Source organism: Antarctobacter heliothermus, assembly GCF_002237555.1.
GTDB classification, from domain to species: Bacteria; Pseudomonadota; Alphaproteobacteria; order Rhodobacterales; family Rhodobacteraceae; genus Antarctobacter; species Antarctobacter heliothermus_B.
On sequence record NZ_CP022541.1, the window covers coordinates 171,460 to 192,228 of the forward strand.

General features: G+C 61.6%; 19 protein-coding genes. 7 read left to right on the forward strand and 12 right to left on the reverse strand.

Annotated features, from left to right (window positions below; all coding sequences use genetic code 11):
• Window positions 1–5: 5 nt before the first annotated feature.
• From ANTHELSMS3_RS23330 to ANTHELSMS3_RS23360, 7 genes are all read right to left on the reverse strand, one after another.
• Entirely contained in the window at window positions 6–782 is a 777-nt protein-coding gene (locus ANTHELSMS3_RS23330; protein ID WP_094037433.1) for an HpcH/HpaI aldolase family protein, read from the reverse strand.
• A gap of 32 nt (window positions 783–814) precedes the next feature.
• The gene (locus tag ANTHELSMS3_RS23335) at window positions 815–1,525 is read right to left on the reverse strand and encodes an RraA family protein (protein WP_254694976.1); all 711 of its coding nucleotides are present in this window, start codon (window positions 1,523–1,525) and stop codon (window positions 815–817) included.
• Between the two features lie 39 nt (window positions 1,526–1,564).
• A complete protein-coding gene (locus ANTHELSMS3_RS23340; protein ID WP_094037434.1) occupies window positions 1,565–2,320 on the reverse strand; it encodes an SDR family NAD(P)-dependent oxidoreductase in 756 nt (251 codons plus the stop codon).
• Window positions 2,317–3,648 (reverse strand): histidinol dehydrogenase, encoded by a 1,332-nt coding sequence (gene hisD / locus ANTHELSMS3_RS23345; protein ID WP_094037435.1) that lies wholly within the window; start codon window positions 3,646–3,648, stop codon window positions 2,317–2,319. Before hisD ends, ANTHELSMS3_RS23340 begins: the two co-directional genes overlap by 4 nt.
• A gap of 96 nt (window positions 3,649–3,744) precedes the next feature.
• A complete protein-coding gene (locus tag ANTHELSMS3_RS23350; protein ID WP_094037436.1) occupies window positions 3,745–5,649 on the reverse strand; it encodes a TRAP transporter permease in 1,905 nt (634 codons plus the stop codon).
• A gap of 74 nt (window positions 5,650–5,723) precedes the next feature.
• On the reverse strand, window positions 5,724–6,692 hold the full coding sequence (locus tag ANTHELSMS3_RS23355; RefSeq protein WP_094037437.1) for a TAXI family TRAP transporter solute-binding subunit: 969 nt from the start codon (window positions 6,690–6,692) through the stop codon (window positions 5,724–5,726).
• 110 nt (window positions 6,693–6,802) lie between these two features.
• Entirely contained in the window at window positions 6,803–7,783 is a 981-nt protein-coding gene (locus ANTHELSMS3_RS23360; protein ID WP_094037438.1) for a LacI family DNA-binding transcriptional regulator, read from the reverse strand.
• Window positions 7,784–8,013: 230 nt separating this feature from the next.
• Between ANTHELSMS3_RS23360 and ANTHELSMS3_RS23365 the strand changes: the two genes are divergently transcribed.
• The 7 genes from ANTHELSMS3_RS23365 (at window position 8,014) to ANTHELSMS3_RS23395 (ending at window position 15,767) form a co-directional block, all read left to right on the forward strand.
• Window positions 8,014–9,360 (forward strand): ABC transporter substrate-binding protein, encoded by a 1,347-nt coding sequence (locus tag ANTHELSMS3_RS23365; RefSeq protein WP_094037439.1) that lies wholly within the window; start codon window positions 8,014–8,016, stop codon window positions 9,358–9,360.
• 66 nt (window positions 9,361–9,426) lie between these two features.
• Window positions 9,427–10,728, forward strand: coding sequence for a carbohydrate ABC transporter permease (locus ANTHELSMS3_RS23370; protein WP_094037440.1), 1,302 nt, complete (start codon window positions 9,427–9,429; stop codon window positions 10,726–10,728).
• A 4-nt stretch (window positions 10,729–10,732) separates the two neighbouring features.
• Window positions 10,733–11,560: a carbohydrate ABC transporter permease gene (locus ANTHELSMS3_RS23375; protein WP_094037441.1), complete on the forward strand. Its 828-nt coding sequence runs from the start codon at window positions 10,733–10,735 to the stop codon at window positions 11,558–11,560.
• On the forward strand, window positions 11,560–12,564 hold the full coding sequence (locus ANTHELSMS3_RS23380; RefSeq protein ID WP_094037442.1) for an ABC transporter ATP-binding protein: 1,005 nt from the start codon (window positions 11,560–11,562) through the stop codon (window positions 12,562–12,564). Before ANTHELSMS3_RS23375 ends, ANTHELSMS3_RS23380 begins: the two co-directional genes overlap by 1 nt.
• Window positions 12,561–13,991 (forward strand): glycerophosphodiester phosphodiesterase, encoded by a 1,431-nt coding sequence (locus ANTHELSMS3_RS23385; protein WP_094037443.1) that lies wholly within the window; start codon window positions 12,561–12,563, stop codon window positions 13,989–13,991. The genes ANTHELSMS3_RS23380 and ANTHELSMS3_RS23385 overlap by 4 nt, the downstream gene beginning before the upstream one ends.
• Window positions 13,984–14,997: a LacI family DNA-binding transcriptional regulator gene (locus ANTHELSMS3_RS23390; protein ID WP_094037444.1), complete on the forward strand. Its 1,014-nt coding sequence runs from the start codon at window positions 13,984–13,986 to the stop codon at window positions 14,995–14,997. Before ANTHELSMS3_RS23385 ends, ANTHELSMS3_RS23390 begins: the two co-directional genes overlap by 8 nt.
• A complete protein-coding gene (locus ANTHELSMS3_RS23395) occupies window positions 14,994–15,767 on the forward strand; it encodes an inositol monophosphatase family protein (protein ID WP_094037445.1) in 774 nt (257 codons plus the stop codon). Before ANTHELSMS3_RS23390 ends, ANTHELSMS3_RS23395 begins: the two co-directional genes overlap by 4 nt.
• A 65-nt stretch (window positions 15,768–15,832) precedes the next feature.
• On the opposite strand, the gene ANTHELSMS3_RS23400 is transcribed toward ANTHELSMS3_RS23395, so the two are convergent.
• Genes ANTHELSMS3_RS23400 through ANTHELSMS3_RS23420 form a run of 5 tightly spaced genes read right to left on the reverse strand, consistent with a single transcriptional unit; the run spans window position 15,833 to window position 20,719 of the window.
• Window positions 15,833–17,560, reverse strand: a complete 1,728-nt coding sequence (locus ANTHELSMS3_RS23400; RefSeq protein ID WP_094037446.1) for an FAD-dependent oxidoreductase — start codon at window positions 17,558–17,560, stop codon at window positions 15,833–15,835.
• A 49-nt stretch (window positions 17,561–17,609) separates the two neighbouring features.
• Window positions 17,610–17,906: a putative quinol monooxygenase gene (locus ANTHELSMS3_RS23405; protein WP_094037447.1), complete on the reverse strand. Its 297-nt coding sequence runs from the start codon at window positions 17,904–17,906 to the stop codon at window positions 17,610–17,612.
• A 10-nt stretch (window positions 17,907–17,916) separates the two neighbouring features.
• Window positions 17,917–18,984, reverse strand: coding sequence for an SDR family oxidoreductase (locus ANTHELSMS3_RS23410; RefSeq protein ID WP_157733634.1), 1,068 nt, complete (start codon window positions 18,982–18,984; stop codon window positions 17,917–17,919).
• A gap of 1 nt (window position 18,985) precedes the next feature.
• Window positions 18,986–19,825 carry a sugar phosphate isomerase/epimerase family protein gene (locus tag ANTHELSMS3_RS23415; RefSeq protein WP_094037449.1) on the reverse strand — a complete coding sequence of 280 codons (840 nt, stop codon included), beginning with the start codon at window positions 19,823–19,825 and terminating at the stop codon, window positions 18,986–18,988.
• 36 nt (window positions 19,826–19,861) lie between these two features.
• Complete coding sequence (locus ANTHELSMS3_RS23420) at window positions 19,862–20,719, reverse strand: NAD-dependent epimerase/dehydratase family protein (RefSeq protein WP_157733635.1); 858 nt, start codon at window positions 20,717–20,719, stop codon at window positions 19,862–19,864.
• Window positions 20,720–20,769 lie beyond the last annotated feature (50 nt).

Here is a 20,769-nt window from a genome sequence, read left to right on the forward strand (position 1 = left end):
GCTTCTTATTCTGCGCCCCCGGCGGTGCCGGCCTCCTTAAACGCTGTCGCCTCTGCATTTGCGCCGCGCAACATGAAGGCGTGTTCCGAGGCGACAAAGAACATGGTCACGCCCATGTCCATCAACTCTGGCCCGGCACCGGCATTGGCGGCGAAGGTCATGAACGCCTTGTTTGCGGCCTTGGCAGCCTTGCCGGTTTCGCGCATGGCGTCCATCACCGCTGGGTCGGTCATATCGGTCTTGCCGTAACAAACCGCCAAATCCGCCGGGCCCACGAACAACCCGTCGATGCCATCGACCGCCGCGATGTCAGCCGCTGCTGTCACGCCTGCCGGTTCTTCGATCTGGGCGATGACGATGGTCTCATCCGTGCTTTGCTGCAGCACATCCGTCATCGGGCGCGTCGCAAAGCCGGCCCAGCGGGTTGATCCGGCATAGCCGCGACCGCCTTCGCCAAAGCGTGCGGCGCTGGCAATGCTGCGGGCCTTTTCAACGCTGTCCACATGCGGCACCACGACACCAACCGCGCCGCTATCCAGCGCCTTGAGCACCTCTGCCGGGGTGCCAACGGGCAGGCGTACCAGTACCGGAAAGTCCAGCGCCCGCGCCATCGCCAGACAGGCATCCATTCGGGCGCGGTCAAACGGGGCGTGTTCGGCATCCAGGCAGATGAAGTCCAGCTTTGACTTGGCCAGCACCTCGATCAGCTCATAGGCCGGGGTTTTGAGAAAGGTGCCGACAAGGGTCTCGCCGGATTTCATTTTGTCTTTGAACGTGGCCATGGTGTTGGTCTTTCTTTGGTGTCGGTTGGGTGTCAGGTTCTGGCCGCCTCAAATGCGGCCCAAACCTCTTCCAGTTTGTCGATGTCAAATCCAGGCGCGCGTGCCGGTCCAAGGACGATGTTTTCGCTGGCGATCACGGTCTCAATTGCGCGCTTGAGGTCGGGGATCACATCAAACGGGATCACCAGCGCGCCGTGGCGGTCTGCGTGGATCAACTCCCCTTGCGCGACGCGCATCCCCATGATGCTGACCTCGGTGCCGATATCGACAACATGGACATAGCCGTGGCTGGGCCCGATGGACCCGGCCAGCACGGGAAAGCCGTCGTCGATCACATCCAGGTCGCGCAGGACACCGTTGGTCACGGCACCGGCCAGTCCCAGCCCCTTGTGAACGGCTACATTTACCTCTCCCCACCAACCGGCGATGCAGTTGGGGTAGTCGACATCCTCGATCACCGCAGCGGTTGGTCCGTTGCCGCCCGCGATCGCGCGGTAGTAGTCCATGCGGCGCGCCCGGATGACATCGGCCGCCTCGACCGGGGGCGCCAGCCCCGAGATCCGCGCCGTGCGGGCAAAGCCGACGATTGCCGGATCACCGGGTTTCGAATGCTGCATGGTGCCGCGCGTAAAGCGGTTAAAGCCGCGTTTGCCTTGGGCCACCTCTATCGCGTTGCAGACGGTGGGTGTATCTACCGTGCGCAGCAGCGCCAGTAGATCGTCGGACAGTTCCGAACCTGACATTCTCAAACTCCTCCTATTTGTGAAAATCGATTCCGTGCCTTAGTCCGCCGTCCAACCCCCGTCGATCAGCATCGAGGTGCCCGTCACCAAGGCGGAGGCATTGCTGGCAAGGTACAAAACCGCGCCCATGATGTCCTCAACCTCACCAATTCGGCCCAGCTTGATCTTGTCCTCGATCCAGGCGGCGCGCTCTGGGTTGTCAAAGGTCTGCTTTGTCAGCGGCGTGCGGATGAAGGTCGGGCAAATGGTGTTGATGCGGATCTGCTTGTCCCCCCATTCAATTGCCATCGCCTTGATCATCCCATCCAGCCCGTGCTTGGAGGCGCAATAGACCGCCCGGTCAATTCCGCCCACATGGCCCATCTGACTGCTGATGTGGATGATCGACCCGCCTGTGTCGGCCATACATCTGGCTGCGGCGACCGACAGGAAATAGGCGGCCCGCAAGTTGATGCCCATGACGGCATCGAAATCCTCTGGCGTGGTGTCCAGCGCGGGGCTGTGACGCGCCAGTCCGGCAGAGTTCACCACAACGTCCAACCGCTGCCCGGCCAATGCGGCGTTCATCGCATCCAAATCTGCGATATCCAGCGCCAGCGCCTCGGCGGACCAGCCTTCGGCCTGCATTTGCGATACGGTATCGTTCAGACGGTCCATCCCGCGCGCCGCACAGATGACATGCGCGCCCGCCTCGGCCAGCGCCACAGCGCAGGCCTGACCGATGCCCGAAGAGGCACCAGTCACCAGCGCGCGCTTGCCGTCAAGACGCATCGACGGTGTGCGCGGCAGGGTCATTCTGCGGCCTCTGGCAGGTAGGCGGCACCGCCGTAAGGCACGTTTATGCCGCCATAACGGCGCACGCGCACGTTGCACTGTTCGGCGTGACCGACAAAGCCCTCTAGCAGGCACAGCCGCGACCCATAGGCACCGATCCGGGCGGCGGCCGCATCTGTCGTGACCTTCTGATAGCTGTGGGTTTTCAGGTATTTGCCAACCCAAAGCCCGCCAGTGTAGCGACCGGCCTTTTTGGTCGGCAGGGTGTGGTTGGTGCCGATTACCTTGTCGCCATTGGCGACGTTTGTCCGCGGCCCAAGGAACAGCGCGCCGTAGCAGGTCATGTTCTCCAGGAACCAGTCGTCACGATCGGTCATGACCTGCACATGCTCGGACGCGATATCATCCGCCACTTTCAGCATCTCGTCATAGGTGTCGCAAACAATCACCTCGCCATAGTCTTCCCAGCTGACCTTGGCCGTGTTGGCGGTGGGCAGGATGGTCAGCAGGCGGTCAATCTCGGCCAGTGTTTCCTTTGCCAGCTTTTCCGAATTGGTCAGCAATACGCAGGGGCTGTTGTAGCCATGCTCGGCTTGCCCCAGCAGATCGGTGGCGCAGAGTTCGGCATCGGCGGCGGTTTCATCCGCGATCACCATGGTTTCGGTCGGACCGGCGAACAAGTCGATCCCGACGCGGCCAAACAACTGGCGCTTGGCCTCGGCGACAAAGGCGTTGCCCGGGCCAACCAGCAGATGAACCGGCGCGATGCTTTCAGTGCCGATGGCCATTGCGCCCACTGCCTGAATACCGCCCAGCACATAAATCTCATCCGCGCCGCCCAGATGCATGGCCGCGATCACGCCGGGGTTCGGCTCACCGTTGAAGGGGGGTGTGCAGGCGACGATACGCGGCACGCCGGCGACCTTCGCCGTCAGCACCGACATATGCGCCGAGGCCACCATCGGGAATTTGCCGCCGGGCACATAACAACCCACGGATTGTACCGGGATGTTCTTATGCCCAAGGATCACGCCGGGCATGGTTTCCACTTCGATATCCAGCATCGAATCCCGCTGTGCCTGGGCAAAGTTGCGGACTTGCTCTTGGGCGAACTTGATGTCGGCCAGATCCTGCGGGCTGACCTTGGCTATGATCGCTGTGATCTCATCCGCGCTAAGGCGGTACGTCTCGCGGTCGTATTTGTCGAACTTCACCGCCAGATCATGCACCGCAGCATCGCCCCGGTTTTCGATCTCTTTCAGAGTCGAGGCCACGACAGCGGCGGTTTTGGCGTCGTCTTCGGCGCGGTCCGCTTCGGGCTTACCACGTTTGAGATAGGTAATGGTCATGGGAAATCTCCTCTCTGGTCATACTGGAGCATGTCTGTCTTTTGCGCGGCCCAGCGTCGGGGGCCGCGCGATATGTCACCTGCGCAGAAAGGCGCATCAGGCCGGTTGCGGGTTGGCGGCAGCATGGGCGTCGGTCGCCTGCCGCGACAGCAGAACAAGCCCGCCGAACACCCCGGCGGCGGCCAAAGTGGCCCACCACGGCGGCATCAGCGCCAGCACAATCGGCACCACCCACAGCACGCGGGTCAGGCTGCCCCATGGCAGGCGCGCCCCGCCCAATAGGTGCGCAACACCCAGCGCAAAGATCGCACCGGACAGAACCGCGCGGGCGATGCCCTCATACCCGCCGCCGCCCAACATGCCCGGATAGGCAAGGAACAGCATCGGCAAGGCATAGGCCGTTGCCCCCAACCGCAGCGTTTGCAGGGCGACCTTCATCCAAGGGGCTTGGGCGATGGTGGCGGCCACAAACACCCCAAGGCAAACAGGCGGCGTGATCACTGAAAGCGCGGCGTAATACAGCACGAACATATGCACCACCAAGGGGTCGATCCCTTGCTGGATCAGTGCAGGTGCAAACACCGCCGCGACCATCACATAGGCCGCCGAGGTCGGCAGACCCATGCCCGCGATCAAACAGACCACCGCCATCAGCCCGGCAATCAGCCAGATCTCACCTTGTCCAATGGCCAGCACAGCCGAGGTCACAGCCACGCCCAACCCGGTCAGGTTGATCATCGCCACAAAGACCTGCGCACCAACCAGCAGGATACCGACGATCACGACACCTTTGCCGCCCGCCTCCAGCGCCCGCAGAATGATGCCAAACACGGCGCGCGGGTCTTCGCCATTGGCGATGCGCGCAACCAACACGGCGGTCAGCATGGCGATCATGCCATAGCAGGCGGTCAGCTCGACCGAGTTGCCGTTGACCACACCAAAGGCCAGCCCGCCCAATCCTGCCACGATAGGCGCAAGGCGGGTAAAGCTCATCGCGCCGCGCCAATCCGGCAAATCGCCGGCACTGACCGCGCGAAAGCTTTGCCGGCGGGCGATCACATGCACGGTGGAATAGATGCCAAGGTAGAACAGCAGCGCCGGAACCACGCCCGCCAAGGCGATGGACCAATAGTTCAGCCCCACCAGTTCCGCCATGACAAAGGCCGCCGTGCCCATGATCGGCGGGGCCAACTGGCCGCCCGTCGAGGCAATCGCCTCTACCGCGCCGGCATAGGCGGGCGGGTATTTCAGCCGCTTCATCAGCGGAATGGTAAAGTTGCCCGTCGTCGCCACATTGGCCACGGTCGAGCCGTTGATTGCCCCGAAAAAGCCCGAGGCAAAGGTCGCGATCTTTGCCGCGCCACCCGGACGGGATCCCCCCAGGCGCGCCGACAGGTCAAAGAATGTCTCACCCGCGCCGGTGTGCAGCAGGATCGCACCGAACAACACAAAGGCCGCCAGCGTGGTCGAGGCCACATTGACCAGCATCCCCCACAGCCCGCGATCCGATAGGAAGATGATCTCTGTCAGATAGCCCGCGTCAAACCCGCGATGGCCGAATTGACCGGGGATCAGATAGCCAAAAAAAGCATAGGCCACGGCCATCAGAACGATCATCGGAAAAACCCAGTTCGACGTCCGCCGCGCCAGTTCCAGCACGCACAGCAAGGTTCCGAACCCCATCACCATATCCCGTGGCGTGGCCCAGGGCAGATCGTTCATGATGGTTTCGAAATTGCCGATGATATAGACGCCCGACACGGTCACAATCGCCACAATGGCGGCGTCGATTGCCATGCCCAGTGGGCGCAAGCGGCTACCGCCGAACAGCGGATGCATCAGCACGGCCAGAGCCGTGATGGTCATCACAAACAGCGACCGCTGGACCAGCGATTCAAAGGGGCCGTTGAAAGAGGTGTAGAACACAAAACCGCCCAGCGTGACGGCAAGTACCGCAATCGCCGCCTGACGAACTTTCGTGAGAAATGGGACAGAGGTCATCTCGGCACCTTTGCGCTAGAGACAGTGTAAACAGGGCGGCACGGAGCCGCCCCATCTGCATCAGGTCCGATTGATTACTTGAGGCGGTCCGGCACGGTCAGGCCGATTTCCTCGTAATACCGGATCGCGCCGGGGTGCAGCGGGCTGGTCGCGTATTGCAGCGTCAGCTCGGGCAGGTTCTGGCCCTTGACCGACGGGAATGCCGCTTCTTGCTCGGCCATGTTTTCCATGACGGCCTTGGTGATGTCATAGGCGGTCTGATCGTCCATTTCGGGACGTGCGGACACACCAATCATAAAGCCCCATACGGTATAGGCGTCAGAGTTTTCCATCTCGCCGCCCGGCATTTTGACGATTGACAGCTCTGGCAGCGTTTCGCGGATCTTTGCCTCTTGCTCGTCGCTGATGCCCAGAGCCTGCACCGGGGTAAAGGCCGCGATGTCGGTGGTCAGCGCGTCAAACGAAGTGCCAACGGCGCTTTTGACAAAACCGACTGACCGGTTGTCCTTGATGGCATTTGCCAGTTCGCTGTTGGTGCCACGCATCCAGTCGGGCACGATGTCCAGCAGATCGAACACCTCTAGGGTCGTCGCCTCTGTCGAAGATCCGCGCATCCCCGGACCAAATTTCACGCCGTCCAGATCCGCAAGCGAGGTCACACCGGCATCGCGGCGTACCACCACGTTCTGCGGCGCCAGCGAATAGGCCCAAAGCAGTTTGGATTCGATCGGACGCCCGTCAAAGGATTTGACGCCATTGTAGGCGTGATACAGCGTCGATGTGGTGATCAGACCAATGTCCAGCTGGTTGCGCGACATCCGTTTCAGGTTGTCGACTGTCGCACCGGTTTCCACAACCGACGCCTGATAGCCATCGGGATAGGCCCCGTTCACGATTTTCGCCAACGAAGCAAAGTAAGCGTAGTGCGCGCTTTGCGAGTTTGTGGCGCCAAAGGCCAACCGGGTTTCGGCAGCGGCCGGAGCAGCAGCCGCCAGACCAGCAACCGTCAGCGCGACAGCAGAGAACATAGAATTCAATTTCATGTTGAACCTCCCAAAAACATGAACCGCCCATCATTCAGGCGTCTGACACGGGAAAAGGCATAGAAAGTGGCGCGATTGCAACGACAGTCGTCAGCTATGAAATTATTTCACTAACCGCTCTCTCGTTCCTGCATTTCACCCTGCAAAACACGGATATCGCCGGTCTCGATAGAGGCATCGGCGTTGACGATAATGTCGACCGCCTGTTTCAGCATCCGTCGCAGCGGTTGGCGTATGGTGGTCAGCCGATAGGATTCCCACGCGGCCATAGGGATGTCGTCAAACCCGATCACCGCGATGTCCTTTGGCACGGAAATGCCCTTGATCCGGGCGGCGTCCAGAACAGCGATCGCCATGATATCATTGGCACAAAACACCGCGTCCGGCAGGGGCCGCTGCTCCAATAGCACTTGGCCCGCGCGGAACGCCTGCTGATAATCAAACCCGCCGTCAAACTGGCAACAGATGGACTGGCCTCCGTGCTCAAGTTGATCCTGAAATCCGCGCATCCGTTCAAGGTGGGTAGATGTGTCACTCCGCCCGCCAACAAAGGCGATGCGCTGACGACCGCCGGACAGAAACCGCGCCGCGATCTGCCGCGCGCCAGAGTAGTTGTCACAACAGACCGCCATCATGCTGCTGTCCGATTGAACACGGTTCAGCAACACCGCCGGCAGCCCCATTTCCCGGCAGGACCGGGCCAGCCGAGAGGTCATGGTGGAGCTGGCCAAAATCACGCCTTCTGTCCTGAAATCAAGCACTTGACGCATGATTGTGTCCACCTCATCAGCCGAGGTGACAACATGCACGATCGCCTTTAGTCCGCGTTCCGGCAGTTGTCGGATCAGCTCATCTATGGCGCTGGGGTAGAATGGATTGCGCAGCTCGCTGACCACCATGGCGATGGTGTTAGTCGATTGCTTGGACAGCACCTTGTCGACATTGCTGATATAGCCCAGCCTGGCAGCGGCGGCGAAAATCGCCTTACGCTTTTCATCCGAAATCGGCGCATCCACCCGGTAGGCGCGCGACACGGCAGCGACGGAAACCCCGGCAAGGGCGGCCACATCTTTGGCGGTGATTTTCTTCATGAAGCGGACTTAACCACGTTGCTGCGGCGGATGAAACATTTTCAACGCCCTTGCCGTCCCTCGTGCGTTTTCCGCACCAGAACCGCCACTTCCACCTCATCATGAGCTCCCGCCAAATACCTCTGCGCCCGTCAACCAACTGTTACACGAATCTCCTACCTACCGCTGCACACACGTGTGCCCACTGCGATTGAATGCCTTGCTCGAAAACCTTGGAACGGGACTCTGACATGACCATCCTGCGTAAATTCCTGGCCACCACCGCGCTTGTCTGCGCTGGCTCTGCCGCCCTGGCCGAAGACGTCACCATCACCGTTTGGGCCGGAGGATCAAACGAATCCGACAGCTACCGGCTTGATGCGATCGAATTGGCCGCTGAAATGCTGATGCGCGAACGCGCCATCGAAGGCGAAGACCTGACCATCACCGTCGAAAAGAAACGCGATTTTGGCGGCTGGGACGATTTCAAACAGGCCGTGACACTGGCGGCCGAGGCCGGCACGGCGCCGAACATCGTCGTGACCTCGCACCTCGACATTGCGCCTTGGTCGCAGGCGGGCCTGATCGTCCCGGTAGAAGATTATCTTGATCTGGACGCATGGCCGCTGAACGACATCTACGACAACCTGATGGAAATCGCCGCCTTTGACGGCGTCCAGTGGGGCCTGCCGCAAGACGCCGAAAGCCGCCCGTTCTTTTTCTGGAAGGACACGATGAAGGGCATCGGCTACACCGATGAGCAAATCGCCGCTCTTCCCGCCATGGTCGAAGAAGGCGAATACACCCTGCAAAACGTGCTGGCAGACGCCAAAAAAGCCGTCGACATGGGTCTGGTCGAAGAAGGCTATGGCTTTTACCCGCGCGTGTCCAACGGCCCCGACTATGCACAGTTCTACCAGTCGTTTGGCGGCGTCCTGCAAGATCCCGACACCGGCAAGCTGGTGCTGGACAAGGCCGCAATGGAAGAAATGTACCAATTCTTTGTCGATGCGGTGGCGGCGGGCGTGACCCGCAAAAACCACATCGGCACCGACTGGGCGCAGTGGTATTCCGAAGTCGCCAACGGCAAGGCCGCGCTTTGGCATGGCGGCACATGGCACTATGCCCGCTACACCGGCCCCGAAGGCAACGAAGATTTCTTTGGCACCATCGAATTCTCGCTGATCCCGGCGGGCAACGAAAAGGGCCGCGCCAACACAATCACCCAACCGCTGGTGTATCTGATCACCGATCAGGCCGATGACGATCACGAAGACATCGCCGCGCAACTGGTGAAAATCGCGTCCGAACCGCGCATGAACTCGCTTCACGCGATCCAGTCGGCGCATCTGGGCATCACGCACCAGCAGTCCAACATCGAACTCTATTCCAACAATCGTTGGGCATCCGAAGCCACAGACCGTCTGCTGGGCCACGCCAACGCCCAACCGAACCACGTTCAATATGGCGCCTTCTCCGAGGCGATGTGGAAAGGGCTAGAGGCCGCATGGACCGGCGTCAAAACCCCGGCAGAGGCCGTGGCCGAGCTTGAAGCAGAGCTGACAACCACCTTGGGTGACGAACTGATCGTTCGCTAATCCAATGATCCGGCAGGGGGCCACCCCACGCGGCCCCCTGCCCCACCTATTTTCGGAGTTCCCCACATGACACGCATGAATTGGCTGGGGCTGGGCTTTCTTTCGCCCGCCCTGATCATGGTTGTCCTGTTCTTTCTGGCGCCCGTGGTCCTGACGGGCATTTTCGCCTTTACCAGCATGAGCACGGCCACCGGGATCACCGGCGGCGAATACGTTCTGACGTCCAGTTCGGTCCGGGCGATGCGCGACGCGGGTCTACCCAAGGAGACGGCGGATGCGCTGGAAAACGCGGGCTATGTGGTGGACGCCAAGGGGCTGACCGCGCTGGCGCGTGAATTTGACCAACCTACCGCAGATGAGCTTACCAAACTGCACGACGGCGCGCGGTTCTCCGAACGGCGCGACATGGAAAGCGCGCTCAAGGATCTGCGCGACAACCGCATCCGCAAAACCCGCGACCGCAAGGCCGCAGCCGACCTGTTCAAACGCTCTGTCCTGAACGAGCGGTTTGAGACGGAAGCCGAATTCCGCGCCACCCTGACAGAGGCAGGCGTCCCCCCCGCCGACTATGACCTGATCACCAAACAGGCCTATTCCGGCTGGGTCTGGACCACCGACAATATCAAGCTGATGTTCTCGCTGTCGTCGTCTTGGCGCTATGCGGGCAATACCGCGATCTATGTGCTGTTCACGTTGGCCTTTAACGTGGGATTTGGGCTTTTCCTTGCGATCTCAACCTTTTATCTGCCGCCCGCTCAGGCCGCAGGCTTTCGCGCGATCTGGTTCCTGCCGCGCATCCTGCCGCCGGTGCTGTATGTGCTGATGTGGAAATGGTTCACATGGGACACCGGGTTCATATCGACCGTCCTAGCCAATTTCGGCATCAGTCCGCGCAACTGGATGCTGGACACCGCCACCCATGCTTGGGTCTCTCTGGTGCTGATCAACGGCTTTGTCGGGGCGTCGATGGGGATGATCCTGTTTTCTTCGGCCATCCGGGCGATCCCGTCATCCATGCTATACGCGTCAGAGGTGGACGGCGCGAACCGCTGGCAGCAAGTGCGCTATATCATCCTGCCGCAACTGCGCTGGCCGATCCTGTTCACCACCTCGTATCAAACGCTGTCTCTGCTGACCTCGTTTGAATATATCCTCCTGGCCACCAACGGCGGGCCGGGCCGCTCGACCGAGGTATGGGCACTGGCCGCCTATCACACTGCGCTGAACAACTACGGCGGCAACCTGCAATACGGTCTGGGCGCAGCCTTTGCGCTGGTGCTGGTGGTGATCGGCATATTGGCCAGCCTGTTCTACCTGCGCCTGTTCAACTTCCGCACGCTTGTCGGCAAACCGCTGATCGAAGGATAACCAGATGCGACACAACTTCAGGAACTGGCCCGTTCTGGTGGTGCTGGCGCTCTTTTCGCTGCCGCTGGTGATCATGTTCACCTTTCAATTGATCGACAGCTTTACCGTCAAGGCCCCCGGAGCGCTCCTCCCCGAAAGCTTTACCCTGCACCACTTTCGTTTCATGTGGGAACGGCTGGACACAGGCCGCGCGGGCATCTGGCAGGTGACGCTGAACACCTTCATCTTTGCCACTACAACGGCGACGGTGGTCACGCTGGTGTCCCTGACCGCGGGCTATGCTCTGTCGCGGCTGAATCTGCCGGCGCGCGGGTTCTTTCTGGCCGGTTTGATCGTCCTGCACGCCTTTCCAACCGTTACCTTGATCATCGCGATCTTTCTGATCCTGCAAATGCTGGGTCTGTACGACACGCTGATCGGGGTCATCATCGTCAAAACGGCGCTGGAGCTACCCTTTGGCATCTGGATCATGAAAGGGTTCTACGACACCGTCCCGTGGGAGATCGAGATGGCCGGCGTGCAGGACGGTGCCAGCCGGTTCCGTGTCTGGTGGCAGTTGGTTCTGCCACAGGTGCAGCCGGGAATGATGGCAATCCTGATCTTTTCTTTCCTGTCCGGCTGGTCGGAATTTGTGCTGCCGTTGGTGATTGCCCCCGGTTCCAACGCGCAGGTTCTGGCGACCTATATGCAGGCGCTGATCCAAGACGACACCAAGGCCGACTTTGATCTCTTCAAGGCGGTGGGCCTGTTCTACGCCTTGCCCGTCGTGGTCATCTATCTGGTCTTCCAAAACAAACTCATGAACATTTATGGCGGAGGTTCGAAAGGCTGATGCAGCTCGAGCTGACTGATTTCACCAAGCGGTTCGATGGCACAACTGTCATCGACAAGATGAACCTGCGCGTCGAAAGCGGCGAACTGATCGCCCTTTTGGGCCCCTCGGGCTGCGGAAAATCCACCACGCTGTTTGCAATTTGCGGCATCCACCGCATCAGCGACGGCCAGCTGACATTCGGCGGCCGCGATGTGGGCCACCTGCCCAGCCAGAAACGCAACGTCGGCGTCGTTTTCCAGAACTATGCCCTGTATCCGCACATGACGGTGTTCGAAAACATCGCCTTTCCGCTCAAGGTGCAAAAGACCGACACCGACGAAATCCGCGCCCGCGTGCAGGAAATGGCCGAACTCGTCCACATCGAGGCGCTGCTGGATCGCCGCCCGGCGCAGCTGTCGGGGGGCCAGCAACAGCGGGTCGCCTTGGCCCGTGCGTTGGTGCGCAAACCGGACGTGTTGTTGCTGGATGAACCACTGGCCAATCTGGACGCCAAGCTGCGGCTTGAAATGCGCTCAGAGATCCGCCGCATTCAGCAGGAAACCGGCCTGACCGCGATCCTTGTCACCCATGATCAGGTCGAGGCGATGTCGATGTGTGACCGCATCGCGCTGATGAACGCCGGGCAGATCGTGCAGATGGACACTCCGACAGAGATGTACCAGAATCCAAAGGATAAATTCGTCGCGGGGTTTTTAGGAAACCCGCCGATTTCCTTTGTCACCCCGCAGGATTTGCCGGAATTCGACGCCCCCGATGGCTGCGCCGAAATCGGCATCCGCCCGGAACATATCGGCCCGCAATTCGGCAGCGTGCTAAACGGGCGCGTCGGCTTTATCGAAACCCAAGGGCGCGAGGATCTGTTTGACATCACCCTGCGCTCTGGTCGGCTGGTGCGGTCGGTGCAACCCGCTGGTTCAGGCGTCACACTGGGACAAGAGGTCAACTGGGGCTACGACCCCGCCGCCCTACTGTGTTTCGACACATCGGGGGCGCGGATATGACTGACTGGCTGTCCCCTGCCCGCCCCTATTCCATCGCCCATCGCGGTGCCAGCGCCTATGCCCCCGATTGCAGTCTGGAGGCCTATGAAAAGGCCGCACGCCTTGGGGCCGATTTTTGGGAGGTCGACATTCGCAGCGCCGCCTGTGGCACGCTGATCACCTACCACGACGCCGCCTTTCCCGACGGGCAAAGGCTGGCTGATCTGACGGCGGCACAAATCGCCCAACAGGCCAGCGCGCAAAACCTACCCGCCCTGCCCTTCTCGGAAATTCTTGCGCTTGCGGTCGAAAAAGACGCTGGCATCTATGCCGACATCAAGGACAGCGCCGCCACCCTGCCCGTTCTGGATGCGCTCAAGGCGCATGGCATCAACCGCGCCATCCTTGGGGCCTTTGATCCAGCCGCCGCGCAAATGCTGATTGACGCCGATTGCCCCTACCCCCGGTCGGTGCTGGTGCCGTTGGGGGCCGATCCTTTTGTCCATGCGGCCGGGGCCGATATCATCCACCTGTGCTGGGAGAAAATGGACCGACCCCAGGACGCGCTGACGCCAGATTTCTTTGCCCGCGCCGCGGCCAATGATCAGCAAGTCGTCCTGTGGCACGAAGAAGACCCCGCCCGCATGGCCGTCCTGCGCGACCTGCCGGTGCTGGGCATTTGTTCGGACCGGCCCGAACTGGTGCATCCCTTTCGCCCGCCCGCCAATTGGCCGGTGGAAGTCACCTGCCATCGCGGTGCCTGTGAATTTGCGCCCGAAAACACCGCCCCCGCCGCCCATTGCGCCTTTGCCGCCGGGTTCACGCGGGTTGAAATTGACCTGCAACAGACCGCAGACAATCAGTTGGTCGTTTTCCACGATGATGAACTGGGCCGCTGCACCAACGGACGAGGCGCCGCGGCGTGGCACACGCTAGAGATGCTGCAAACGCTGGACGCCGGACGCCACGCCAACCCGTTCTTCACTGGCGAACCGATCCCCACCTTTGCCCAAATTTTGGACATCACCCTGCAGTACAACGGCCAGCTGTACGTCGAACTGAAACACGCCGAGGCAGATCGCGTCGTGGCAGAGGTGCGTGCCCACAAGATGATGGATCACTGCCTGTTTTGGGCCTACGATCTTCACAGACTGCGCCAATTGCGCCTGATCGCACCAGAGGCGCGGTTGATTGTGCGGCGGCAGGACGTGCCCTCACTAGAGGCCGTACAAGAGCTTGGGCCGGAGGTGATAGAATTCGTGCATAGCGACGATCTTGCCGATCTTGCGCGCTGTCGCGACTTGGGGTTGCGGTCGATGTTTGCCTATATGGGCCGGGATCGTTCCAAATTTGCCAGTATCATCGACGCCCGACCCGACATCGTAAATCTGCATTTTCCGTTTTTGTTCAGGGATATGTTGTCCGAAACCATGGTCGTAAATGGCTGATACGCCGAAAAAGCCCACCTCTTTTGACGTAGCGCGTTTGGCCGGTGTGCATCGGTCACAGGTTTCCAGAGCACTGTCCGGTCAGGGCCGTATGTCGGATGACACCCGACAAAAGGTGATCGACAGCGCGCGGCAGCTTGGCTACCGCGTCAACTTTCTGGCGCGCAGTCTGCAAAGTAGGTCGTCTGGGTTGGTGGGCATCGTCGCCTCACGGTTGGACACCCCCTATCGCGCCACGCAAGTCCGCGCCGCCGCGCGTGAATTTCTGGCCAATGGGTTCACCCCCATCCTTGTGACCGCTGAGGGCGGAGAGGATCAATCCGGCCTTGTGGAACGGCTGCTGAACTATTCGGTGTCGGGCATGATGATCACCTCTGGCACGCCCTCGAACAGCATCATCGACGAATGCGCCCAGTTGAACGTGCCCGTGGTGCTGATCAATCGCAACGTCGCGCTAGAGGGCGCGGACCATGTTCTGATCGACGTGGACGCCGCCGGGCAACTGGCCTTTGACATGTTGGTCGAGCGCGGCGGGCAACGGTTTGCCGTGCTGCAACCGCGCGACCGCACCTATTCCGTTCTGGGCCGTGCCTCTGCCTTTTCCGATCGGTGCCGCGCGGCCGGCTATTGCGTCGATGTGCTAGAGGTCGACAGTCAGGACTACGACGCCGGACTGGCCGCCGCCGATGGCTTTGTGCAGCAAAGCATGGCGGATTCGGTCTTTTGCACCACCGACCTGCTGGCGCTTGGTTTCCTCGATGGGTTGCGCGTCCGGCATGGGGTGTCGGTTCCCTATCAGGTGCAGGTGCTGGGCTTTGACGACATCCCGCAGGCCGCATGGCTGTCCAATAGCCTGTCGACCATCTGGCAGGCGTCAGAAGACGCCGCAACCGAGGCGGTCAACCTGATCCTTGAACGGATAACTGACCCCACGCGCCCGCATGAAACCTTCCACATCCCTTTGCGCCCCGTCCATCGCGGCACCACACGAAAGGCTCGCCCATGACCGACATCGGCACGCTAGAGTTCGCAACCGCACTGGCCCAAGAGGCCGGACACCTGGCCCAAACCCTGCGCGCCAACGCGCCACAGGATTTCGTCGCCACCAAGGGTAAGATGGATTTCATCACCCATGCCGACCGCGCCTCTGAACGGCTGATACGAGAGCGGATTGCCCAAGCGTTTCCCGGCGACACCGTTCTGGGCGAGGAAGAGGGCGGCACGCCCACCGACAGCTTTTGGATCGTCGATCCGATCGATGGAACCACAAATTATCTCAACGGCTTGCCCGATTGGGGCGTTTGCATTGCGCGGGTTGTCGATGGAGTGCTGATCGACGGCGTCATCACATGCCCCGACCACCAAACCACCGCCACCGCCACACGGGGCCAAGGGGCCTATCTGAACGGCGTCCGGATCTTGCCCCGCCACCGTCCCGACATGCCGCTGGTCCAGCTGGGCTATTCGCCCCGCGCGCCCCTGCCCCAGCATTTGCACCAGATTGGACGCATCATCGCCCAAGGCGCCGACTATCGTCGCAGCGGCGCAGCCTGTACCGGGTTGCTCAGCATCGCGGCCGGTTGGTCAGATGTGTACTACGAGAAGCACCTGAACCTGTGGGACGCCGCCCCCGGTCTGCTGCTGATCGCAGAGGCAGGCGGCACCAGTGTCCACACCCCGATTCCGCAATTCGCCCGGCACGGCAGCGAGGTTCTGGCACTCGGCTCCTCCATGCGGACACAGGCCGACCTTTGGCAGGGGATCTTTGCCACCTAAGGGCGGATCGCGTTCGGACCATGCGCCGACGGCCGGTTCTCCGCTTCCTGCGGCAAAGAAGTCGCCTAAGCGTCGCGACGATGCGCGGCCAGACGGCGGACCGCCCGCCAGCCAAAGGCCATGCCCGGTCCGATTTGCGCCCCTGCCCCCGGATACTCACCCGAAAAACACGAATGCATATCGTTTCCAGCGACCAACAGGCCCGGGATCACGCGATCGCGCGTATCAAGCACCTCGGCATCCATGCTGGCGACTAACCCGCGGCTGGTACCTAGCGGCATCGGCCAAAGAGCGATGGCAAACAGCTTTCCATCCCCTACCGGGCCCAGACAGGGGTTCGCCAAGCCGCGCGTATTGTCCCCGTTTGAGCGTTGATACAACGTCGAACCCCTGTCGAAATCGGGGTCTTCGCCACGTCGGGCATTGGCATCGAACCGCGTCACGGTCTCGGACAGGGTTTCGGCGGGCACCCCAATTGCGGTGGCAAGCTCTGCAATGTTGCGACCTTGCTTCAGATAGCCTGACGCGATCCACGAGGTCAGCCTTGGGGTGCGCGGCCTGATCGGACCCAGACCATAACGCCGAATGAAATCCCGCCCCGCGATCAGCCAACTGGGCTGTGCCGTCGGTCCGTGCGAGATCATGGCGCGACAGAAATCGTGATAGCTGAGCGCCTCGTTCGCGAAACGTCGGCCCGCCCCATCGACAATCACACATCCCGGTTTGGCCCGGTCCAGCACGATGTGCGGCCAGACCGCAATGCCACCCCCGTCCGCCACCCGGACAGAACAGGGAAACCACAGCGCATTGTCGCGTCCCGACGGACCCAGCCTGCCGCCCGCCGCCACGCCCAGATCCAGCGTGGTGCCGCGCGCGAACGGGGTTGCCGGACTGTGTTCGGGCGCAGGCGCGGGCAGTTCCTCGCGGCGCTTTTGCGGGTCCGAGGGGAAACCGCCGCCTGCCAGAACCACCCCGACTCCGGCTTTCAGCGCAAAGGCCCGACCGGCGTGCAGCCCTTCGACACCGGTAACCCGGCCCGCCTCATCCTGAATCAGCCGCAGGGTCTGCGTGCTTTCATACAACTGACCGCCGCGCGTCAAAATGCCATGCATCATCCGCGCAATCAGCGCGTTGCCCATGACCAGCCGCGTCCCACGGGGATAGTGCATCCGATCCCGGGCATAGCGCGCCACCAGTCGCGCGCCCAACGCCATGGCCGACACCGACCGATCGGCGCGGATCAGGCGCGCGCCCTCGGCCCGGGTGACCAGCATGCCGCCAAAGACCATCAGATCCTTCAAGGGTTCGGCCAGCAGCCCAAACCATTTGCCAAGGCGACGTCCGTCGAATTCAACCGGCTCCAGCGCCCGCCCGCCGGGGGCGGCACCGGGCAAATCACTGCGATAATCGGCGGCCGCCATGTAGGGGCGAAACAGCACTCCGGCGCGGGTTTCCAGATCGGATTGCATTGCGGGGGCCGTGTCCAGAAAGGTCTGCCAGGGCTCTTCGGGGCCGATGTTGCCGACCAGCGCGCGCAGATAGGTTTCTGCCGCCTGTCGATCCGGCGCCGCCCCCGCAGCCCGCATCAGCGCATTGTCCGGCACCCAGACGGTTCCCGAGGATCGCGCCGTCGTGCCACCAAAATACGGCGCCACCTCCAGCACCGCCACGCTGAATCCTTCCAGCAAGCCGGTCAGGGCCGCCGTCAACCCGGCAGCACCAGAGCCTAGAACGATCAGGTCGACTTCGCCCAGTTGGTCGAGCGGCGGGCGATCAGAGGGGTCTGGTAGCATTGGGCGGTCCCTTTTGCCGAGTGCGGGCATTGGTCAAGTATCCTCAATCTCAGGCGGCGGGCGGAGTGTCCCAGAACCACCACTGGCGGTCGGTCACCCATTCGGCCACGTCACGTCTGAATTCCAGATAGTGCGGCGCTTCGTGGTGGACGGCCAGCGCCGCATCGTCGGCGTAAACCTCGATCAGCAAAAAGCGGGTCGGCACGTCGCGATCCTGAAAGAAATCGAACCGCAAACAGCCGTCCTCGCGCTCTAGCGTGATCGCCGCGTGCCGGGTCAGCCGCGTGCGAAAGGCGTCGATCACCTCGGCGTGGACCTCCAGGTGGGCTGTATGAAGCAGGGTCATGCGCGGCCTTTCATGCTGTCACACCCGGCGTGGGCAGGATGCGCACCTTGCGATAGGCAGCAAAGTGATCGGCAAACATCTGCGACGTATCCACCGACCCGGCAAAGCCCGTTTGGCGCAGGCGTGTCAGATCCGACAACAAGTCCCAGTCCTGACGAAAGACAAAATCGCCGAAGGCCCACAGCGCCACACGTTCCAGCGGGCGCGGGTCCAGACCGTGGCGGGCCGTGATCCGATCCCAGACTGGCCCTTTGTCAGCCATCCAGTCCGCCAGCCGGATGTCGCGCGGCTCTCCGCAGGGCAGGTCCAGCATTTTCGCCAGCTTGGGCCACATATAACGCCAGCGGAACGCATCGCCGTTGGTGATGTTGAAGGCGCGGTTGGCCCCTCCGGGCTGCGTCGACAGCCAAATGATCGCATTGGCCAGATGCGCCGCATCGGTGACTTCGGTCAGGCTGTCGAACCCGACCGCCGTGCCGGGAAAGTCAAACGGCACCCCCAACTCACGGCAGATCGCCCCCCAAGCGCCAATCACCGTGGTCAGGTTGCGCGCCCGTTCTTGGGCAAAGTCGCAGACCACGTTGGGTCGGCAAGAGGACCATGTCCATGCGTGCCCCCGCTGCGCGGAAATCAGGTAATCCTCTTGATCGTAGTAGAAATTGGGCGGCATGTGGCGCGGGTCATCCTCGCGCGCGGGGGTTCGGTGCGGCCCCAGATGCACACCATACCATTTGGTCCCTTCGACCAGATGGACATGCTGCAACGTGGGCCCCTGCACCGCCTCAACGACATTGGCCAGCATCGCCAGATTACCGTCGACGTTCTCGACGCCGCCCTCGCCGTGTGGGGCGCGAGCGGCGTAAAAGACGTGTGTGACGGGGGGCGCATCCGCCAGGGCGGACCGGATCGTGTCCGCATCCATCAGGTCGGCGGCCAGATGGCGAAACCGCGCGCCTTGCGACGGCGCGGTGCGGGACATGCCCAAAATGCCCCAGCCCCCCGCGCCGTCCAAGGCCTGAACAAGCGCCGAGCCTATGGCGCCCGTCGGGCCAATCACCAGAGCATTGTGGTCCGCCATGTCAGGCTGCCTTTGCCTTGAAACCCAGCTTGGCCAGTGTTGCCGCGCTCGCCAGGATCTCATCGTCGATCTGCGGCTGGCGGGACACAACTTCGAGCACGGGCAGTTCCGAATAACCGACCTCGGCCAGAACCGGCGGATAGATCGAGAAATCCATGTCCCCGGCCCCGACCGGATCGTGGCGATAGGCCTTGCGTCCGGTGTCCGAGAAATGCACCAGATCCAGACGGTTCTGAAGGTGGCGCAGACCTTCACAGGGGTCTTCGCTGATAAAATACGCGTTGGTCACGTCGTAGATGATGCCGACGTCATCGTCACCATAGTCCTCAATCGTCGACAGCAGCGATTTTGCGTCAGGCAGCCAGCCGAACGGCATGTTCTCGATCAGCACCTTGACCCCGTTCTTTTTGGCGACCGGAAGCAGCCTGTCCAGCGCGCGAAAGAAATGCCCACGCAGCACCTCATCGGGCAGCGGAAACAAAGGGTTGGCCTTGCCCGGCCCCAGCACAATCGTCGGCGCACCCACATCGCCCGCCAGATTCAGAAACCCTTCGATCAGATCAAGGGTATAGGCGCGCACCTCTTCGGACCCGCCCGCGATGTTGAGATCGAGGTTGGGCATGTTGAAAGACACGATGCGGGTGCCGGTGTCTTCGACCACCTTGACGATGTCACGACGGGCGGCGGCATCGACTTCGCTGGGCCAGAGGTGGCCGGGATACATCATCAGCTCAAAGCCCGCGAAGCCCCTGTCAGCAAGGTGGCGCATAGCGTCGGCGGCGGTCCATTTGAAGGTATAGGCGTAGAGGTTCACGGCAAAATTCGAGGCGGGGTTGGTCATCGTTCCGGTCTCCGGTAAATTTTGGATCTGTAGGGCTCAGGACTTGTTGAAATCGCGCCAGGTCATTTTCGGCGCATAGCCCAGCTTTTCTTGTGCATGACGGATGTCAAAAATACCGGCCTGCGGGTTCTTTTCGAACACGTCGCCGCGCACTTCTGGTTCCACGCCAAAGCGTTCGCGGAACAACTCCAGCGTCGGGCGCGTGTTCAACCCATCCGCGGCACCAAGGAAGATGCAGTCGTAGCTACCGTCGGGATGTTCCATCGCAAGCTGGATGCCCTGCGACACGTCCTCGGGCGCGACATAACCCCAGAGGTGATAATTTTGCACATCGGCGCCACGCGAGGCGAGTTCGGGATACTCGGGCTCAAATACGATATGGCCGGGACGGATGGCGATGACCTCGATCTTGCCACGATGGGCAAACGACACCGCGATGGACTCGGTGATTTCCTTGGTCAACGAATAGACCTCGGTCGGCCGGATCGGGTGGGCTTCGTCCACCGGCAGATATTGCGGACGCCAGTTTTCGGGGTTGTAGTGCAGCCCGGTCGCGGCATCGCTGGAAATCACGATGACACGGCGCACCCCCGCATCTTCGGCAGCTTGCAGCGCCGTCCAAGTGCCCTGCGTATTGACGCGGAAACATTCCTTCGGGCTGGACGTGCGCGGGTTGGGTACAGCGGCCAGATGCACCACGCGGTCAAACCCACGAAAGGCATCTGTCAACGCGTCCAGATCGACAATGTCGATATCCACATAGGCGACGCCGTCGATCTGCGGATCGCGCTTGTCCAGCACCGTGACGGCATAGCCGTCCGCGTGCAGCTGTTTGGTCAGCACGGTGCCCAGACGACCGCCGCCGCCGGTGATCAGTACATTTTTGTCAGACATTTTAGTTCCTCCCATTGGCGTGGAGCCATCCACGCGCGACTCGCATCATT

What these genes read in the sequence shown, in the direction of transcription:
- ANTHELSMS3_RS23390 (WP_094037444.1), top strand. Translation starts at nt 13,984, where the DNA reads ATGGCTGATACGCCGAAAAAGCCCACCTCTTTTGACGTAGCGCGTTTG.
- ANTHELSMS3_RS23375 (WP_094037441.1), top strand. Translation starts at nt 10,733, where the DNA reads ATGCGACACAACTTCAGGAACTGGCCCGTTCTGGTGGTGCTGGCGCTC.
- ANTHELSMS3_RS23385 (WP_094037443.1), top strand. Translation starts at nt 12,561, where the DNA reads ATGACTGACTGGCTGTCCCCTGCCCGCCCCTATTCCATCGCCCATCGC.
- ANTHELSMS3_RS23355 (WP_094037437.1), bottom strand. Translation starts at nt 6,692, where the DNA reads ATGAAATTGAATTCTATGTTCTCTGCTGTCGCGCTGACGGTTGCTGGT.
- ANTHELSMS3_RS23415 (WP_094037449.1), bottom strand. Translation starts at nt 19,825, where the DNA reads ATGACCAACCCCGCCTCGAATTTTGCCGTGAACCTCTACGCCTATACC.
- ANTHELSMS3_RS23370 (WP_094037440.1), top strand. Translation starts at nt 9,427, where the DNA reads ATGACACGCATGAATTGGCTGGGGCTGGGCTTTCTTTCGCCCGCCCTG.
- ANTHELSMS3_RS23420 (WP_157733635.1), bottom strand. Translation starts at nt 20,719, where the DNA reads ATGTCTGACAAAAATGTACTGATCACCGGCGGCGGCGGTCGTCTGGGC.
- ANTHELSMS3_RS23395 (WP_094037445.1), top strand. Translation starts at nt 14,994, where the DNA reads ATGACCGACATCGGCACGCTAGAGTTCGCAACCGCACTGGCCCAAGAG.
- ANTHELSMS3_RS23350 (WP_094037436.1), bottom strand. Translation starts at nt 5,649, where the DNA reads ATGACCTCTGTCCCATTTCTCACGAAAGTTCGTCAGGCGGCGATTGCG.
- hisD (WP_094037435.1), bottom strand. Translation starts at nt 3,648, where the DNA reads ATGACCATTACCTATCTCAAACGTGGTAAGCCCGAAGCGGACCGCGCC.
- ANTHELSMS3_RS23330 (WP_094037433.1), bottom strand. Translation starts at nt 782, where the DNA reads ATGGCCACGTTCAAAGACAAAATGAAATCCGGCGAGACCCTTGTCGGC.
- ANTHELSMS3_RS23405 (WP_094037447.1), bottom strand. Translation starts at nt 17,906, where the DNA reads ATGACCCTGCTTCATACAGCCCACCTGGAGGTCCACGCCGAGGTGATC.
- ANTHELSMS3_RS23410 (WP_157733634.1), bottom strand. Translation starts at nt 18,984, where the DNA reads ATGGCGGACCACAATGCTCTGGTGATTGGCCCGACGGGCGCCATAGGC.
- ANTHELSMS3_RS23400 (WP_094037446.1), bottom strand. Translation starts at nt 17,560, where the DNA reads ATGCTACCAGACCCCTCTGATCGCCCGCCGCTCGACCAACTGGGCGAA.
- ANTHELSMS3_RS23380 (WP_094037442.1), top strand. Translation starts at nt 11,560, where the DNA reads ATGCAGCTCGAGCTGACTGATTTCACCAAGCGGTTCGATGGCACAACT.
- ANTHELSMS3_RS23335 (WP_254694976.1), bottom strand. Translation starts at nt 1,525, where the DNA reads ATGTCAGGTTCGGAACTGTCCGACGATCTACTGGCGCTGCTGCGCACG.
- ANTHELSMS3_RS23340 (WP_094037434.1), bottom strand. Translation starts at nt 2,320, where the DNA reads ATGACCCTGCCGCGCACACCGTCGATGCGTCTTGACGGCAAGCGCGCG.
- ANTHELSMS3_RS23365 (WP_094037439.1), top strand. Translation starts at nt 8,014, where the DNA reads ATGACCATCCTGCGTAAATTCCTGGCCACCACCGCGCTTGTCTGCGCT.
- ANTHELSMS3_RS23360 (WP_094037438.1), bottom strand. Translation starts at nt 7,783, where the DNA reads ATGAAGAAAATCACCGCCAAAGATGTGGCCGCCCTTGCCGGGGTTTCC.